The following is a 16785-nucleotide window of genomic DNA, read 5'->3' as shown; positions in this document are numbered from 1 at the left end:
CAATCCGGGGACGGAAAATCCCGATCACCCCCCAAATTCAATGCTTTCCCGGCCTTCTGGAACTCCTCCGGTTCTCTTTGACTGTTTCAGCGCAAAGACGAACGTGACCGCGACAGCATTGCAATTCGTGGATGCTTCGGTAAACCAGCTTTGACAATCATGCAACAAGTGCGATGGGCGGTAAGCGAATTCACCGGTCACGTTCGGAAAAAAACGATGATATTCGGGCTGTTCAGGAAGAAAAACAACAACCGCGCCATAGTCGACCGGCAATATGCGACCTTGACGGCTGCCGCCCGCACACCTGCGTTTTACATGGATCTTGGCGTTCCCGACACGGTGATGGGCCGTTTCGAGATGCTGTCGATCATCATGATTCTCTATTTCCGCCGCACCAAATCATCCGGCGTCAGCGGGCAGGAGATCGCCCAGGAGATCGTCGACGCCTTTTTTCAGGATATCGATCATTCCATCCGTGAACTGGGCATCGGTGACCAGGGCGTGCCGAAACGGATGAAGAAATTCGCCGGCATGTTTTACGGGCGGCTCGAATCCTACGCGGCGGCGCTGGATGCGTCCGATGCCGTTGCCCTTGCCGCAGCGCTTGCGCGCAATATATATCCGCAGACAGACGATAAGGCGCCGCAGCTGGACGGGCTGGCGGGTTGGATGATGGAAACGTCTTCCGCCCTTTCCGCATGCTCCGAGGAAACGATAGCGACCGGAAGCCTGACGCTGCCCCTGCCTGGACAATGAGGTTTACGATGAACGCGCGACACGCCGCAAATGACGACCTGCCTTTTTCCTATCCCGTAAAGGTAGGTCATATTTCCGCCAATCCCGTCAGGATTGGTCTCGAAGCCAATGCCGAGGAGCTGAAGGCGCTGGCGAAATTCTGGGATGTTGTATCCGTCGAGTATCTGAAGGCGGAGTTGCAGGTTTCCCGCTGGAAAAAGGATGGCGTGAAGATCAAGGGCGAGGTGCATGCAACCGTGACCCAGGCCTGCGTGGTGACGCTGGAGCCGGTCACGAGCAAGATCGACGAGGCCGTGGAGCATATTTTCGTTCCGGAAGGATCAAAGCTGGCGCGAATGGTGACCAATGAGCAGGGCGAGATCGTGCTTGACCCGGATGGCCCTGACATTCCCGACCAGTTTACCGGCGACAGCATCGATGTTGGCGCCACGGTTGCGGAATTCGCGGCTCTTGCGATCGATCCCTATCCGCGCAAATCGGATATCGAATTTACCGATACGACCGAAAATGAGCCTGAAGAAGAAAAGCGTCCGTCGCCTTTCGCCGTGTTGAAAGACTGGAAAAAAGACTGAATGCGCCGCCGGGCTGAAATAATTTTATTGTAACACAGGCCGGAACGGGTATTTTCGCGCAAAATCCGCTTGAGTGGCGGCAAGAAGGATAAGGGACGAGTGATCAGAATAGCGATTGACGTCATGGGTGGCGATTTCGGCCCTGATGTTGCCATACCCGGTGCTGCCAAGGCGCTTGAACGGCATAACGATGTAACTTTTCTGCTCTACGGGCAGAAGAGCAAATGCGACCCCATTCTGGCACAATATCCCGCCCTTCGGGAAAAGTCGGTCTTTCACGATTGTGAAGTCTCGGTCAGCATGGATGAAAAGCCGAGCCAGGCGCTTCGGCGTGGTCGTTACGTCTCCAGCATGTGGCGCGCCATCGAGGCTGTGAAGCTCGGTGAAGCGGATGTCGTCGTCTCCGCCGGCAATACCGGCGCGCTGATGGCCATGGCCAAATTCTGTTTGCGCACCATGGCGCGGGTGGAACGTCCGGCGATCGCCGGCATATGGCCGACGCTGAAAGGCGAAAGCATCGTGCTCGATGTCGGTGCGACGATCGGTGCCGATTCCCAGCAATTGCTCGATTTCGCCCTGATGGGCGGCGCCATGGCGCGCGCGCTGTTTGATATCGACCGTCCGACTGTCGGCCTGCTCAATGTCGGCGTCGAAGAGGTCAAGGGTCAGGAAGAGGTGCGTGAGGCCGGGCGTCTCATTCGCGAGGCCGATCTCGGCACCATCGATTATCGCGGTTTCGTCGAAGGCGACGATATCGGCAAGGGTACGGTGGATGTGGTGGTGACCGAAGGTTTCACCGGCAACATTGCGCTCAAAGCTGCCGAAGGCACGGCGCGGCAGATCACCACGCTTCTGCGTGAAGCGATCTCCCGCAGCTTCTTTGCCAAGATCGGTTATGTCCTGGCAAAAAGCGCATTCGACGTGCTCAGGGAAAAAATGGACCCGCGCAAGGTCAATGGCGGCGTGTTTCTCGGTCTGAACGGCATTGTCATCAAAAGCCATGGCGGCACGGATGCCATCGGTTTTGCTTCCGCCGTCGATGTCGGCTACGACATGGTCCACAACGGACTTACGGCGAAAATTGAAAACGATCTGAAGATTTACCACGCAAGACGGCTTCCGCCCCGGCGCCCGAAGCACTCGTGGCTGACGAGGAATAACGGAATGATCCGCTCTATCATACGTGGCTTTGGCGCGGCGCTTCCGAAGCGTGTCATGACCAACAGGGAAATCGAAGGGGTCGTCGAGACCTCCGACGAATGGATCGTGCAGCGCACGGGCATCCGGCAGCGTTACATCGCCGGCGAAGGTGAGACGACCGCTTCGCTCGGTGAAGCGGCGGCGCGCGCGGCCCTCGACAATGCCGGCCTGACGCCTGACGATATTGATCTCATCATTCTGGCCACATCGACACCGGACAACACCTTTCCGGCAACGGCGGTGAACATCCAGAACCGCCTCGGCATGACCCACGGTTTCGCCTTCGACATGCAGGCTGTCTGCTCCGGCTTCGTTTATGCCGTGTCGACCGCCGATCTTTATATTCGCGGCGGCATGGCCAAGCGCGTTCTGGTGATCGGCTCCGAAACATTCTCGCGTATTCTCGACTGGAAGGACCGCACCACCTGCGTCCTGTTCGGCGATGGCGCAGGCGCAATCATTCTGGAAGCCGGTGAAGGCGAGGGGACGTCCGATGATCGCGGCATCCTCACTTCGCAGCTGCGCTCCGACGGTTCTCACAAGGAAAAGCTCTATGTCGATGGCGGACCTTCCACCACCGGCACCGTCGGCCATCTGCGGATGGAAGGTCGGGAAGTGTTCAAGCACGCTGTCGGCATGATCACCGATGTCATCGAGCAGGCCTTCGAGGCAACGGGCACGACGGCGGATGACCTCGACTGGCTGGTTCCGCACCAGGCCAACAAGCGTATCATTGACGGATCGGCGAAGAAGCTCGGTATCGATCCGGAAAAGGTCGTCATCACCGTCGATCAGCACGGCAATACCTCGGCCGCCTCCATTCCGCTGGCGCTGGCCGTTGCGGCCGCAGACGGACGCATCAAGAAGGGCGATCTGGTCATGCTGGAGGCCATGGGCGGCGGCTTCACCTGGGGCGCGGTGCTGCTGCGCTGGTAAGGATTGATTTCCGCGTTTGCCGGGGCATCGGCGCAAAATCGGTTGTGGTTTTCGCCCTCACGCCCCGGTCAGATACGCTGGAGCGGCCCGAGCCTGTGTCAAAACCGTATTAGTCGCTCTAAGCCCTTGCACTGATTGCCGAAAGCCTCAAATGAATCTGGAACAATCGCTTGACCGGTCGCCACAAGGGAAATAATCTCGGCGGCTCCTAGAGAAAAATTCAGACACGGTTTGTGGGGAAAAATGGCCGGGAAGACAGTGACACGCGCAGATCTTGCAGAATCTGTGTTTCGTAAAGTCGGGCTGTCCCGCACCGAGTCCGCCGAACTGGTCGAAACGATCATCGACGAGATTTGCAACGCGATCACCCGTGGTGAGGTCGTCAAGCTGTCGTCCTTCGCGACATTCCAGATCAGGGAAAAGAACGAGCGCATCGGCCGCAACCCGAAGACGGGTGAGGAAGTTCCGATTTCGCCGCGCCGCGTCATGACCTTCAAGGCGTCGAACGTGCTGAAACAGCGAATCCTCAAGGCGCATACGGCCCGCAAGGCCAAACAGAAGGGCCAGAAAGCCGGCTCCTGAGCCGGCGGTCGCGCAGCCTTTTTTGCCCCCTGGCGGGCTTTTTCCCCATTCTTCCTGTGAACATACTTGAATTTCAACGTGCAAGCCGTTGAAATCCGGTCGACTCGCATCATAATCAATTTTATTAAATGGCATCTTGCCGCTTCGGGCATCGGTGCGAGGATCGGGTTCGATTTTCGCGAACTGTGATGCACGGATCAGCGAGCGAGAGGCGTTCTTGTTCAGTGCCCGGCTCTAAGCAAGGCGCTCCGGGTCCGGATGGGAGTGGAAATTTGGACAAAAGCCCCGACGCGTTTCGGACGATCAGTGAAGTGGCGGATGAGCTGAACCTGCCGCAGCACGTGCTGCGTTTCTGGGAAACGCGCTTTCCGCAGATCAAGCCGATGAAACGGGGTGGGGGCCGCCGTTATTACCGCCCCGATGATATCGATCTCCTGAAGGGCATTCGTCATCTTCTTTACGACCACGGCTACACCATCAAGGGTGTGCAGAAGCTTCTGAAGGCCAATGGAAACCGTTTCGTGGCAGCAATCGCGTCTGGCGATCTTGCAACCATGGAAGCCATCATGGCGGCGAGCGGCGAAAAGGAAGTTGCCGAACCGCGGGTGATGGATACGGATGAGGACGAGGTCGTCGGCCGCCCGAAGGCGAAGCCAAGCGGCCGCTTCTTCGGCTTCGGCGGCGGCAGTAATGATGCCGAAATATCTGTCGGCAAGTCGGGTATCGGCAAGGACGACCGTGCGCTGCTGCAGGAAGCACTGTTCGACCTCCTTGAATGCAAGCGGCTGCTCGATCAGGTTCGCTGACGGTTTATCCACAGCTGTTTTAGAACGCCAACCTTTCGGAAACTCCTTTGGCCGATAATGCGGCTCCGTTATAAAGGAGTCCGATCGTGAGCAATCGAAAACCGACAGGGCGACGCCGCACGGCGAAGAAATCGGGCGGCGGCAGCGTTTGGCCCTGGGTGCTGATGCTGGGCGTCGTTGCTGGTGGCATTCAGGCTTATGAACATCGCGACAGCCTTCTGCCGCAGCGGCAAGTCGCAAGGTCGACCTCCGCGACGTCAACGTCATCCAAGGTGGCCGCTGCTGCGAAACGCGAGACCGTCGCGCCGGAGAGAGCGTCGGCCATTCGGCCCACATCGCCGGTTTTGCCGGGCAACGGCCCCGTGCCGCCCCGCTCGATCGCCATGCCGCCTGCGACACAGCAGAGCCAGGTTGCCGCTATCCTGCCGGAAACACGCCCCTCGGTCGAAAAAATCTCACTCGGAGAAAAAAGCGGCGCCTTTGCCTTTTGCGGCCGCTCGGGCTGAACAATTGCGTGGCTGACGGCAACACCTTCTGGATGAAGGGCGTGAAAATGCAGCTCGCCGGCATCGAGGTTCCGCAGATCGACAGGGCGCGATGCATGGAAGAGCGCCAGCGCGGTTTCATTGCCAAGGTCAGGCTTCGTGACCTGCTTAATGCGGGCGCCTTCGATGTCGCCTCTTCCGGAGCGGCAGGCGGGCAGGCGATGGAACGCAAACGCCTTTCACGGTCGGGCGTGTCCTTCGCCGATCAGCTCGTGCGGGAAGGTCTGGCGCATCCGGCCTCGGCAAAAAATCAGTCCTGGTGTGGCTAAGGCCCCGTTGACCGAAACGGCCCGTCCTGTGTAGATGAGGCACTGTCGGTGCTTGGGACTGGACGCTGTTTGTTCAATGCCCGAACAATAACGAAACAGTTTTGCAGCGCCGGGCCGGATCGGTACGCGGCGCGGCAAATGCGGACGTGGCGAAATCGGTAGACGCAGCAGACTTAAAATCTGCCGACCATTGGTCTTGCGGGTTCAAGTCCCGCCGTCCGCACCACCTCCACTCCTGATTCCAGGATTTCTCTTTCTTTTTTCTGCGATCTGCGGGCCTTCCGGATGTGTTTTTGCATCGGATGCGCTGATTTCTTGGCACAGATCGCATTAAATCAGGCTGATGAGCCTAAAAAATGAGCTTGGTCAAGCAGGCGGCATTTTTCCGTAGAAATCACCCAAAAGAGCCTATTGACCTTGCCACGATGGGAAGCCCTATCTTTTTTGATATAAGTAAAAAAGGGGTCATAGGCATGTCACAAATCCAGGTCCGGGCGAGCCATACGATAGCCATCGATGGGATGACATGCGCCTCTTGCGTTGGTCGTGTGGAGAAGGCGATCGCCAAGGTGCCGGGGGTTCTGAAGGCCTCGGTCAATCTGGCGACGGAACGCGCCGATATTTCTTTTTCCGGGCCGCCGGATGTGCTCGCCGTTATCGATGCAGTCCGGCATGCTGGATATAGCGTCGATGAGAAGACCATTGAACTCGACATTGAGGGCATGACCTGCGCCTCCTGCGTCGGCCGCGTCGAAAAGGCATTGAAGGCCGTTTCGGGTGTTGCCGATGCGAGCGTTAATCTCGCAACGGAGCGGGCCACCGTCCGTGTCGCCGGCAACGCCGCCTCTGCCGCCACCCTGGCGGAAGCGATCAAGCAGGCGGGCTACAAGGCAAGCGAGATCGCCGCCGATACGGCCAAGGGTGATGAGCCGGACAGGCGCGAAGCCGAATTGCGCGGTCTGAAAATCAGCCTTGCCATTGCCGCCATCCTGACGCTGCCGGTCTTCGTTCTGGAGATGGGCTCGCATATGATACCCGCCATCCATGACTTCGTGATGGAAACGGTGGGCATGCGCGAAAGCTGGTATCTGCAATTCGTGCTGACCACGCTGGTCCTCTTCGGACCGGGCCTGCGCTTCTTCAAAAAGGGCATACCGGCTCTTCTGCGGCTGGCACCGGACATGAATTCGCTGGTGGTGCTGGGCACTGCCGCCGCCTGGGGATTTTCGGTGGTCGCCACTTTCGTTCCCGAAATCCTGCCGAGAGGCACGGCCAATGTCTATTATGAGGCAGCGGCGGTTATCGTCACGCTGATCCTGCTCGGCCGTTTTCTGGAAGCACGCGCCAAAGGCCGCACCAGCGAGGCGATAAAGCGGCTCGTCGGCCTGCAGGCCAAATCTGCCCGCGTGCTGCGCAACGGTGAAACCATTGATGTGCCGCTGCAGGATGTTGTGACCGGCGATGTCATCGTGGTCCGCCCGGCGAGAAGGTGCCTGTCGATGGTCTGGTGCTCGACGGTTCCTCCTATGTCGATGAATCGATGATCACCGGCGAACCAATCCCGGTGACCAAGGTGGCCGGTTCCGAAGTCGTCGGCGGCACGGTCAACAGGAACGGCTCCTTCACCTTCCGCGCCACCAAGGTCGGCGCCGACACGCTGATTGCGCAGATCATTCGCATGGTCGAGGAGGCGCAGGCCGACAAGCTGCCGATACAGGCGCTGGTGGACAAGGTGACCAACTGGTTCGTGCCGGCGGTGATGCTGGCCGCACTCGCCACCTTCATTGTCTGGTTCGTTCTCGGGCCGGATCCCGCCTTGACCTTTGCGCTCGTCAACGCCGTTGCGGTGCTCATCATTGCCTGCCCCTGCGCCATGGGTCTTGCCACGCCGACGTCGATCATGGTCGGAACCGGCCGCGCCGCCGAAATGGGCGTGCTGTTCCGGCGCGGCGATGCGCTCCAGACCCTTCGCGATGCTGACGTCATAGCGGTGGACAAGACCGGCACGCTGACACTCGGCAAACCCTCGCTTGTGCATTTCACCACGACCGAAGGTTTCGACCCGGATGAGGTGCTGCGTCTTGTCGCCTCGCTTGAGAGCCGTTCCGAGCACCCGATTGCCGAGGCGATCGTCGAGGCTGCGAAACATGGCGGTCTGACGCTTGTCGATGCGGAAGGCTTTGAGGCGACCCCCGGTTTCGGCGTTGCGGCGATGGTTGACGGCCGCAGGGTCGAGGCCGGCGCGGACCGCTTCATGGTGAAACTCGGCTACGATGTCGCGATGTTCGCGGATAACGCCGACCGGCTGGGCAGGGAAGGGCAGTCGCCGCTCTATGCCGCCGTCGATGGCAGGCTGGCCGCAATCATCGCGGTTGCCGATCCGGTGAAGCCGACGACGCCGGAAGCAATAGCGGCCCTGCATGCGCTCGGTCTCAAGGTCGTGATGATCACCGGCGACAATCGCCGCACGGCGGAAGCCATTGCCCGCCGTCTCGGTATCGACGAAGTGGTGGCGGAAGTGCTGCCCGATGGCAAGGTGGAGGCCGTCAAGAGGCTTGCCGCTGGCGGGCGGAAGGTTGCCTTTGTCGGTGATGGTATCAACGACGCGCCGGCCCTTGCGGCAGCCGATGTCGGGCTTGCGATCGGCACGGGTACGGATGTCGCCATTGAAAGCGCCGATGTGGTGTTGATGTCGGGCGATTTGCGCGGCGTTGCCAATGCCATCGCACTCTCCAAGGCGACGATCCGCAATATCGGCCAGAATCTGTTCTGGGCCTTTGCCTACAATGCCGCGCTCGTTCCCGTGGCGGCCGGAATACTGTATCCTGTCAACGGCGTTCTGCTGTCGCCTGTCCTTGCTGCCGGAGCCATGGCGCTTTCCAGCGTGTTTGTCTTGACGAACGCGCTGCGCCTCAAAAGCTTCCGCCCGCCGCTTGTGGACAGATCATCCGGCACGCAACTCGCAGCGGCCGAATAGGAGGCTGATGTCATGACGCCTCAAAACACAGTCTATCTGCCACGTATCGGGCGCAGCATCCTGGCGGCGCAGGGCGAGACAGTCCTTCAGGCTGCTCTCGCAGCTGGAATATCCTATCCGCATGGCTGTCGCATGGGCCGGTGCGGCGCCTGCAAATCGCACCTCGTCGCAGGTGAGATCGACCTTCTCAAGCATACGCCCTTTTCATTGACTGAAGAGGAAAAGGCGGAAGGTCTGACGCTCGCCTGCCGCGCCGTGCCGCTGAGCGACGTGACGATCGGCTGGCTCGATGGCGAGGATGAGTTCGCCGATATTCCGACCGGCCGTTTCGAAGGTGAGGTCGCGGAAGCGGTGGATGCGACACATGATATCAAGCTCATCCGCATCAGGCTCGACGATCGCGAACTGTTCACCTTCAAGGCCGGCCAATATGTACGCCTGCTTTATCCGGACTGTTCGCCGCGTGACTATTCCATCGCCAGCCGCATCGATGAGGACCTGATCGAATTCCATATCCGGCATGTGCCCGGCGGCATCACGAGCGGCCATATTTTCGCGAACGCCAAGCCGGGTGATCCTGTCACGCTCGTCGGCCCCTTCGGGTCTTCATACCTGCGGGAAAAACATTGCGGACCGATCCTCGGCATTGCCGGCGGTTCGGGGTTGGCGCCGGTCAAGGCTGTGGTCGAGGCAGCGCTTGCCACCGGCCGGGCAACGGGTCGCGAACGCCCGATTCATGTCTATTTCGGCGCCCGTGCGCAGCGTGATCTCTATATGATCGACCGTTTTGAAGAACTTGCCGCAAAGCACCGTAATCTGAGCTTCGTTCCGGTTCTCTCGAATGAAGAGCATGCGCAGATGCGGTGCGGTTATGTCGGTTCTGCGGTAGCGGACGACTTCGACGATCTCGATGGCTGGAAGGCTTATCTCGCAGGGCCGCCGGCGATGATCGAGGCGACGGTGCCACAGCTTTTGGCACGCGGCATCCGCACCGCCGACATTCATGCAGACGTGTTTTTCACCCCGGAAAGATAGGAGCAGGATCGATGAATATTGGTACAGCCGCCACCGCATCCGGTGTTTCTGCAAAGATGATCCGCCATTACGAAACGATCGGCCTGATCAAATCGGCCAACCGTACGGAATCCGGTTATCGGGTCTATACGGCCAACGATCTGGAAACGCTGCGCTTCATCCGGCGTGGCCGCGACCTCGGATTTTCAATCGAAAAGATCCGGCAGCTCATGACCCTGTGGCGCGATCCGGGCGGCGCGTCCTGCGATGTCAAGCGCATCGTCATGGAGCATGTCGTCGACCTCGAAGCCAAGATGCATTCGCTCCGGGACATGGCCGACACGCTTCGAAATCTCGCAACCTACTGCCCTGATAATGGTGAACCGGATTGCCCGATCATCCAGGATCTGGCGCAATCGGAAGATCCCGATTTCACGCCGGTAGCGGTGGTGCCCAAGCGTTCCGGCATGCTGAAGGGCACGTCCGGTTCACTGACGGAGCATCGCCTAGCCAAATAAACCGCCGTTCCCTCGCGGGGGCGACAGCCGATTGCAGTGAAAACACCAATTGCGGTGAAGGAGACCAGGCCATGTGGATACAGATACTACAGCGCTTCCTTATTCTGTGCCTGATGCTGACGATCGTTTCCGTCATCGCGTTTCTTTTGCCCTATATGGCGGGCGGCGATCCAGCCCGCACCATTCTGTTTTCGCGCATGCGTGATACGGCGCTCGATCCGCATGCGGTCGAGGCGCTCAGGGTAAGCCTCGGGCTCGACCGGCCGCTTTATGTGCAATATTTCGCATGGCTGTCGAATGCGCTGCGCGGCGACCTCGGATTTTCCTTCACCAGCAGCCAGCCCGTGGCTGGCGAACTTCTGCGCTCTCTCGGCGTGTCGGTGACATTGGCGCTGACGGCGCTGGCGATTGCCGTGGCCGTTGCCCTGCCGCTCGGCACGCTGGCGGCGATGCGCCCCGGCGGACGGCTGGACAATTTCGCAACGCTGATGATCCAGACCTTCGTTGCGACGCCGGAATATTGGTTCGCGCCGATGTCGGCGCTGGTCTTTGCGCTTTATCTCGGCTGGTTGCCGTCGGCGGGATGGGATAGCTGGCGCTCGCTGGTGCTGCCCGCCCTGACGCTGACCCTGCGCCCACTTGCCTATTTCACGCAGGTGACGCGCGCGGCCATGGCAGAGGTTCTGCGTGCGCCTTACATCACAGCGGCCCGCAGCCGTGGTCTCGGCATGCATAGCACGGTTCTGCGCCACGGCGTCCGCAACGGCTCGCTTCCGGTTGTCACCTTCTTCGCATTGTGGCTCGCGGGCCTGCTTGGCGGGTCGGTGGTCGTGGAGGTGATATTCGCCATCCCCGGAATGGGCCGGCTTCTTTACGACGCCGTGGTCAATCGGGATATCCCGATGCTGCAGGGCGGTTTCATCTGCATCGTGGCCCTGTCCATCCTGATCAATACGCTGGCCGACGGCTTTTATGTCCTGATCAATCCAGCAATGCGAGGCCACCATGACCATTAGCCACTTCCCGAGCGCGCCGGTAGCCGCCTTGCCCATGACCGAGACGCCCAAGCGCCCATCGACACTCTCCCGGTTCACGGATTTCATCAGCCGTCGGCACTGGACCTTCTATGCGGGATCGGCAATTTTTCTCGTCATCATCCTGTTGCTCGTGATAGCACCATGGATATCGCCCTATAATCCCGCCCAGCAGAACCTGCGCCTGCGGCTGAGTGCACCCAGCGCCGCTTACTGGCTGGGAACGGACCATCTCGGGCGTGACGTCCTGAGCCGTCTGCTGATCGGCGGCCGTTTTACGGTCACGATCGCCGCCATCACCGTCATTCTGTCGGTCGCGATCGGAACCTTCATCGGCATTATCAGCGGACGAAGCCGTGGCGTGCTTGATGAGATACTGATGCGCGTGGTGGATCTGCTCATCGCCATACCGGATGTGGTGATCGCCATTTTCCTCGTCGCCATATTCGGCCCAGGATACGGAACGCTGATCGCATCGCTGACGATCGTCGGCTGGACGCCTTTTGCGCGGCTGGCACGCGGGCTGACGCTTTCGATCAATTCCCGCGAATATATCCGCGCCGCCGAAGTACTGGGCTGCACGCGTCGCTTCATCATCTTCCGGCATGTCATTCCCAACACGATCTGGCCCATCGCCGCTGTCGCTTTCCTGCGCTTCGGCCACAAGCTGATCACGGTGGGTGGCTTGTCGTTTCTCGGCCTTGGCGTGCAGCCGCCGGCTGCCGACTGGGCGCTGATGCTGGCCGATGCGCAGGCCTATGCGGAACGGATGCCCATTCTCGTGATCGCACCGGGTCTGGCGATTTTCCTGTCGGCCTTGAGCGTGACGTGGATCGGCCATGGCCTGAACATGGATACGAAGAAAGGCAACGGTCATTGACGCCTGCCAACAGGCTATGACCCGTTTGACGATCGTCAAACATAGCTGAGGCAAAGGAGCCGGAAGGAGAGTAATATCGTCTGAAGCCGCATGAAAATACGCAAATGCCTCCGATTCAATAATAATAAGGGGAACTCTTATGAATATCGAAGGACAGACGCATGCCAATACGGCCGTGTCCCCTGAATGCGCACCGCTTCTGGAGATCGAGGACCTGCACGTTTCTGTGCCGGCTCCAAATGGCCGCAAGTTTGTTATTTCTGGCCTGACGCTTTCCGTCAATGCCGGGGAAGTCGTCGCTCTCGTCGGCGAATCCGGATCTGGCAAGAGCATGACGGCTCTGTCGCTGATGCGGCTTTTGCCGCAGGGCGCGGAAATCAATTCCGGCCGTATTTCCTTTGCCGGGCGCGATATTTTGGCCTTGTCATCCTCCGAGCTCGATGCGCTGCGCGGCGCCGATATCGGCATGCTGTTCCAGCAACCCCAAGCCATGCTGGACCCGACCAGCAGGGTCAGAACGCAGGTTGCCGAGCCGCTCTGGATCCACCGCAAGATGAGCCGGCATGCGGCGCTCAGCCGGGTTGTCGGCTTGTTGTCCGACGTCGGAATTCCCGACCCTTCGGCGCGGGCGCAATGTTTCGCCCATGAGCTTTCGGGCGGCATGGCGCAACGCGTCATGATCGCGGCGGCACTCTCCGGCAATCCGCAACTGCTGATCGCCGACGAACCGACGACGGCGCTCGATGTCACCGTGCAGGCACAGATATTGCGCCTGCTGGATGACGAGCGCCGCAAGCGACGGCTTGCGACGTTGCTCATCACCCACGACCTGTCTGTCGTTGCCGCTTTCGCAGACCGGATCGCGGTAATGTATGCGGGCCGCATCGTTGAGGAGGGGCCGACCCAGGCGATCCTCAAGGCGCCGCAACATCCCTACACCAAGGCGCTCATCAGCTGTTCGCTTCTGACCACGGACAGCGACGGTCAGCTGCTGACGATCCCGGGTTCCAGCTCCCAGGCCCACGACATGTCCTGCGGCTGCCGGTTCCATCCTCGCTGCGCGCTGGCCAAGTCGGCCGGCATGGGCAGCCGGTGCATGGCATCGGAACCGGATCTGAATACCTTGCCCGAAGGGCGCAAGGCGCGGTGCTGGGCGGTCGATGACGACCATGCCAGCCACCACGCGGTCTGCTGAGGGAGAGGGCGATGCAATTGACAGCGATAAAACAGACCATGCCAGCAGCGGACAGCAAGAACCGCCCCTATGTGGTGGCGAAGAACCTCTGCAAATACTACCCCATATCCGGCCTTGGTCACCGTGTGGTGAAATCGGTTGATGACGTTTCCCTGACCATCGGCGAGGGCGAAGTGCTGGGTCTCGTCGGCGAATCCGGATGCGGTAAAAGCACCGTCGCCGGTTTGATAACGCGGTTGACCCACGCGACCAAGGGCGAGGTCAGCATTGGCGAACACGATATTCTGCACATGCAGGGCGAGGCGCTCCGGCGCATGCGCCGCGTCGTGCAGCTGGTGTTCCAGGACCCTTATTCCGCTCTCGATCCGCGCATGCGCATCGGCCAGAGCATGGAAGCGCCGCTTGCCCAGCACGGCATTGGTACACGGGATGAACGTGTGGCGCGGGTTTTCAAGATGCTGGAGGAAGTCGGCCTCGATGCTTCCTTTTATGATCGTTATCCAAGCCAGTGTTCCGGCGGGCAATTGCAACGCGTCGTCATAGGGCGCGCGCTTCTTCTCAACCCCAGCTTCCTCGTGTGCGACGAACCAACATCGGCGCTCGATGCCTCGATGCGCACGCAGATCCTCAACCTGCTGATGGACATGAAGCGCCGTCACGGTTTGACGGTTCTGATGATTTCCCATGACCTGCGCGTGGTGCGTTATCTCTGCGATCGCATCGCGGTGATGTATCTCGGACGCATCGTTGAAATTGCCGACCGCGAGGAGCTCTTCCGGGCGCCGAAACACCCCTATACCAAGGCCCTGATCGCTTCATCGATGCTCGACGAGACCGGACTCTATGCGCCGGAAATGCTTCTGGACGGAGATTTGCCAAGCCCTCTCAATCCTCCTGCCGGCTGCAAATTTCACACCCGCTGCAAGCATGCGACGCAGATATGCGGCGAGAAGGAACCGGTTCTGGAAGCCGTCGATGGGGAGCATTTCGCACGCTGCCATCACTGGCGCGAGTGGGGCTGAGGACCAACGCAGTTACAGTCTTCTGGTTTGGTAAAAACAGATGAATTGTGCGTTTGAGAATTAATATCGGAATTATATTCCGAGTATAAAAACATAAAATGAATAATATTCAAATGGGTGTTAGTAAAACATCCATTGGGTATGCTTTTGTCATACGAAAACTAATAAATTAAAAATGAAAATTTCGTAAGTGTGTATGAATTGTGAGCGTTGTCATCAAAAATAAAAGGGGAATATTCTATGGTGAAGCACGCACTTTTGGCGACATGCGCCATTGTGGTTTCGTTCGGAGCTGACGCTGCAAAGGCCGGCACGATTACCTATGATGATAATTTCGGTGTCAAGACGGGCTGGCAGATGGCTTCCGACGACGCCTATCTCGGCTCACGGGCGGGTTGTTTTGAAAGCCTGATACGCGTCGGCTACGATATGAAACTGGAGCCAAGTCTCGCCGAAAGCTGGACGCAGACCGGCCCCAAGGTTTGGGAATTCAAGCTGCGCAAGGGCGTCAAATTCCAGAACGGCGAACCGCTCGATGCAAAGGCTGCGGTCAATGCGCTAAGCAATCTTCTGCAGGCGCCCGTTCCCGCCCGTGCCTTTTCGCCGAAGCTGATTGCCTCTGTCGAGGCCGGCGGCGACGATATCGTGAAGATAACCACCATCGAGCCTTCGGTTCTGTTGCCGGCGCAGATGGCGAGCCCCGCCACCTCGATTCTTGCTCCATCCGCCTATAAGGACGGCAAGGTCAATCCGATTGGAACCTGCACCGGGCCGTTTACGATGACGGAGGTTGACCCCAGCCAGCATATGGTTCTAACGGCCAACCACGATTATTGGGGCGGCATGCCGAAGCTTGCCGGCGGCCGCGTGAATTTCGTGCCCGATGCCGACACCCGCGCCACCCAGGCCCGAACCGGAGAAGCGCAGATTTCACGCCTCGTCCCGCCCTGGACGGTGAAGACCATCGAATCCACGGATGGCGTCAAGGTTGCGCCGATCCCGTCGCCGCGTATCACGGAACTGTTGCTGAACAACTCAAAGCCGCCTTTCAACAATCTGAAAGTGCGCCAGGCGATCCAGTCCGCAATCGACACGACCGGCATTGCCGACAGCATCTATGAAGGCGTGGTCAAGGGCGCGACGATGCCCTTCGCGGCTGGAGAGCCCTGGGCTGAAAATGAATCCAAGCCCGCCTATGACGTGGAGAAAGCAAAGGCTCTGCTGAAGGAAGCGGGCGTGGCGCCCGGCAGTCTGAAGGTTACGCTTCTTGCCTATACGGCAAAGACGGAGCTCAAGGATGTCGCGGCGATTATCCAGGCCCAGCTGCAGGAACTCGGCATCAAGGTCGATGTGCGCGTTGCCGACTACAGCGCAATCGAGCCGGATATGCTGGCCGGAAACTTCGACATGGCGCTGCTGTCGCGTGGTTACGCAACCGACGTCGCCGAACCAGCCGGTTTCCTCAATGCCGATTATACCTGCGGCGGCAGCTACAACATCTCGCATTATTGCAATGCGGATACGGACAAGCTGATCAAATCCGCCTATTCGGCGGCCGAACCGGCCAAGCGTTATGCCATCTATGGTGAAGCGGCGAAGAAAATCTATGACGAGGCCGTTTCGGTCTTCCTCATCCATGAAACGGTTTTCGATGCCTATTCGGCCAAGCTCGAAAACTACAAGCCGCATCCGCTCAACTACTTCGTCATGACGAAGGATCTGACGACGAAGTAGGCTGACGTAACGTTGCCTGTAAGGCTGAACCCGGCTCGCAAGAGCCGGGTTTCATTGTTTAGGGGAAGCAACCCCTCTTGCGTGTCATCCTCGCCCCTGAGGCGAGGATCCATCCCCCGCCGAGAGCATGGATCCTCGGGTCAGGCCCGAGGATGACGTCGCGGTGGGAGCGAGGTTTGTCATTACCCAAAACCGTTCTGCAAAGCCGGTTTTCCACGCGAGTGACAGCGACGAGTGCCAGCGGTCAAACTATAAGTTTCAAAAATTCGGAAAACCTCCGCCATCATCCTCATCGAAAAGGGAGAGGGCATTTGCCGTCTGGGGAGGGAGGAGGGACGAAGCCCTATGTCGTCCAAAGGCCGTCACGCACATTCAGCGTGAAGCGGGGGCAGGCAAAGCGATCCGGCGGCGGTTGGGATAAGACGCCGCCGGTGTTTCTTCAGATCAGGCGCGTGCTTCCGGCGTGTAGCCTGCAGCGGTGATGATTTCGGCAATGCGTGCCGCGTCGGAGACGCCGCCAACCACAACCGTGCGGCTTGCCGGATCGGCATGCACGGCAGCACCGGGAACGGTCTTTTCGATCGCGCCCTTGATCACACCGGCGCAGTGACCGCAGGTCATGTCTTCAACGTGGAAAGAAAGGTCGGCATCAACGGGTGCGGCAGCGGTTTCGGGGTGATGCTGGTGGGCGGTGCACATGGGCGGTTCTCCTTGGTTTGGAATTCGTAACAGGAGGAGCCTGAAC

General features: G+C 59.4%; 13 protein-coding genes, 1 tRNA gene and 3 pseudogenes. 16 read left to right on the top strand and 1 reads right to left on the bottom strand.

Annotation, left to right across the window (positions count from 1 at the left end; translation table 11 throughout):
- The first annotated feature begins 216 nt into the window (after window positions 1–216).
- The 16 genes and pseudogenes from G3A56_RS04940 (at window position 217) to G3A56_RS04865 (ending at window position 16040) form a co-directional block, all read left to right on the top strand.
- The gene (locus G3A56_RS04940) at window positions 217–756 is read left to right on the top strand and encodes a ubiquinol-cytochrome C chaperone family protein (protein ID WP_082184107.1); all 540 of its coding nucleotides are present in this window, start codon (window positions 217–219) and stop codon (window positions 754–756) included.
- Between the two features lie 8 nt (window positions 757–764).
- Complete coding sequence (locus G3A56_RS04935; protein WP_082184108.1) at window positions 765–1328, top strand: YceD family protein; 564 nt, start codon at window positions 765–767, stop codon at window positions 1326–1328.
- A 99-nt stretch (window positions 1329–1427) separates the two neighbouring features.
- Window positions 1428–2465: pseudogene (gene plsX / locus G3A56_RS04930) on the top strand (phosphate acyltransferase PlsX); the annotation flags it as partial.
- A 27-nt stretch (window positions 2466–2492) separates the two neighbouring features.
- Window positions 2493–3464 carry a beta-ketoacyl-ACP synthase III gene (locus G3A56_RS04925; protein ID WP_082184109.1) on the top strand — a complete coding sequence of 324 codons (972 nt, stop codon included), beginning with the start codon at window positions 2493–2495 and terminating at the stop codon, window positions 3462–3464.
- 243 nt (window positions 3465–3707) lie between these two features.
- Window positions 3708–4046, top strand: coding sequence for an integration host factor subunit alpha (locus G3A56_RS04920; RefSeq protein ID WP_035217795.1), 339 nt, complete (start codon window positions 3708–3710; stop codon window positions 4044–4046).
- Between the two features lie 272 nt (window positions 4047–4318).
- Window positions 4319–4852 carry a MerR family transcriptional regulator gene (locus G3A56_RS04915; RefSeq protein WP_035242646.1) on the top strand — a complete coding sequence of 178 codons (534 nt, stop codon included), beginning with the start codon at window positions 4319–4321 and terminating at the stop codon, window positions 4850–4852.
- 86 nt (window positions 4853–4938) lie between these two features.
- Window positions 4939–5666 (top strand): annotated as a pseudogene (locus G3A56_RS29445) (nuclease).
- Window positions 5667–5806: 140 nt separating this feature from the next.
- Window positions 5807–5892 (top strand) — tRNA-Leu (locus G3A56_RS04905).
- A gap of 247 nt (window positions 5893–6139) precedes the next feature.
- Window positions 6140–8643, top strand: a pseudogene (locus G3A56_RS04900) (heavy metal translocating P-type ATPase).
- Between the two features lie 12 nt (window positions 8644–8655).
- Window positions 8656–9678 (top strand): 2Fe-2S iron-sulfur cluster-binding protein, encoded by a 1023-nt coding sequence (locus G3A56_RS04895; RefSeq protein WP_082184111.1) that lies wholly within the window; start codon window positions 8656–8658, stop codon window positions 9676–9678.
- A gap of 11 nt (window positions 9679–9689) precedes the next feature.
- On the top strand, window positions 9690–10175 hold the full coding sequence (gene cueR / locus G3A56_RS04890) for a Cu(I)-responsive transcriptional regulator (RefSeq protein WP_035242640.1): 486 nt from the start codon (window positions 9690–9692) through the stop codon (window positions 10173–10175).
- A 71-nt stretch (window positions 10176–10246) separates the two neighbouring features.
- Window positions 10247–11191 (top strand): ABC transporter permease, encoded by a 945-nt coding sequence (locus G3A56_RS04885; protein ID WP_035242638.1) that lies wholly within the window; start codon window positions 10247–10249, stop codon window positions 11189–11191.
- A complete protein-coding gene (locus G3A56_RS04880; protein ID WP_082184112.1) occupies window positions 11181–12089 on the top strand; it encodes an ABC transporter permease in 909 nt (302 codons plus the stop codon). Before G3A56_RS04885 ends, G3A56_RS04880 begins: the two co-directional genes overlap by 11 nt.
- Window positions 12090–12228: 139 nt before the next feature.
- Window positions 12229–13284 (top strand): ABC transporter ATP-binding protein, encoded by a 1056-nt coding sequence (locus G3A56_RS04875; protein ID WP_003496641.1) that lies wholly within the window; start codon window positions 12229–12231, stop codon window positions 13282–13284.
- A gap of 11 nt (window positions 13285–13295) precedes the next feature.
- The gene (locus tag G3A56_RS04870; protein ID WP_003496640.1) at window positions 13296–14306 is read left to right on the top strand and encodes an ABC transporter ATP-binding protein; all 1011 of its coding nucleotides are present in this window, start codon (window positions 13296–13298) and stop codon (window positions 14304–14306) included.
- Between the two features lie 240 nt (window positions 14307–14546).
- The gene (locus tag G3A56_RS04865) at window positions 14547–16040 is read left to right on the top strand and encodes an ABC transporter substrate-binding protein (protein ID WP_082184113.1); all 1494 of its coding nucleotides are present in this window, start codon (window positions 14547–14549) and stop codon (window positions 16038–16040) included.
- Window positions 16041–16484: 444 nt separating this feature from the next.
- Here the strand turns inward: G3A56_RS04865 and G3A56_RS04860 are convergent, their stop codons facing one another.
- Complete coding sequence (locus G3A56_RS04860) at window positions 16485–16739, bottom strand: heavy-metal-associated domain-containing protein (RefSeq protein ID WP_003496638.1); 255 nt, start codon at window positions 16737–16739, stop codon at window positions 16485–16487.
- Window positions 16740–16785: the final 46 nt, after the last annotated feature.

It is taken from the genome of Rhizobium oryzihabitans (assembly GCF_010669145.1).
GTDB classification, from domain to species: Bacteria; Pseudomonadota; Alphaproteobacteria; order Rhizobiales; family Rhizobiaceae; genus Agrobacterium; species Agrobacterium oryzihabitans.
This window is presented reverse-complemented; position numbering and strand designations above follow the sequence as displayed.

Coding starts and splice junctions, on each gene's coding strand:
- G3A56_RS04940 (WP_082184107.1), top strand. CDS start 217: ATGATATTCGGGCTGTTCAGGAAGAAAAACAACAACCGCGCCATAGTC.
- G3A56_RS04935 (WP_082184108.1), top strand. CDS start 765: ATGAACGCGCGACACGCCGCAAATGACGACCTGCCTTTTTCCTATCCC.
- G3A56_RS04925 (WP_082184109.1), top strand. CDS start 2,493: ATGATCCGCTCTATCATACGTGGCTTTGGCGCGGCGCTTCCGAAGCGT.
- G3A56_RS04920 (WP_035217795.1), top strand. CDS start 3,708: ATGGCCGGGAAGACAGTGACACGCGCAGATCTTGCAGAATCTGTGTTT.
- G3A56_RS04895 (WP_082184111.1), top strand. CDS start 8,656: ATGACGCCTCAAAACACAGTCTATCTGCCACGTATCGGGCGCAGCATC.
- cueR (WP_035242640.1), top strand. CDS start 9,690: ATGAATATTGGTACAGCCGCCACCGCATCCGGTGTTTCTGCAAAGATG.
- G3A56_RS04885 (WP_035242638.1), top strand. CDS start 10,247: ATGTGGATACAGATACTACAGCGCTTCCTTATTCTGTGCCTGATGCTG.
- G3A56_RS04880 (WP_082184112.1), top strand. CDS start 11,181: ATGACCATTAGCCACTTCCCGAGCGCGCCGGTAGCCGCCTTGCCCATG.
- G3A56_RS04875 (WP_003496641.1), top strand. CDS start 12,229: ATGAATATCGAAGGACAGACGCATGCCAATACGGCCGTGTCCCCTGAA.
- G3A56_RS04870 (WP_003496640.1), top strand. CDS start 13,296: ATGCAATTGACAGCGATAAAACAGACCATGCCAGCAGCGGACAGCAAG.
- G3A56_RS04865 (WP_082184113.1), top strand. CDS start 14,547: ATGGTGAAGCACGCACTTTTGGCGACATGCGCCATTGTGGTTTCGTTC.
- G3A56_RS04860 (WP_003496638.1), bottom strand. CDS start 16,739: ATGTGCACCGCCCACCAGCATCACCCCGAAACCGCTGCCGCACCCGTT.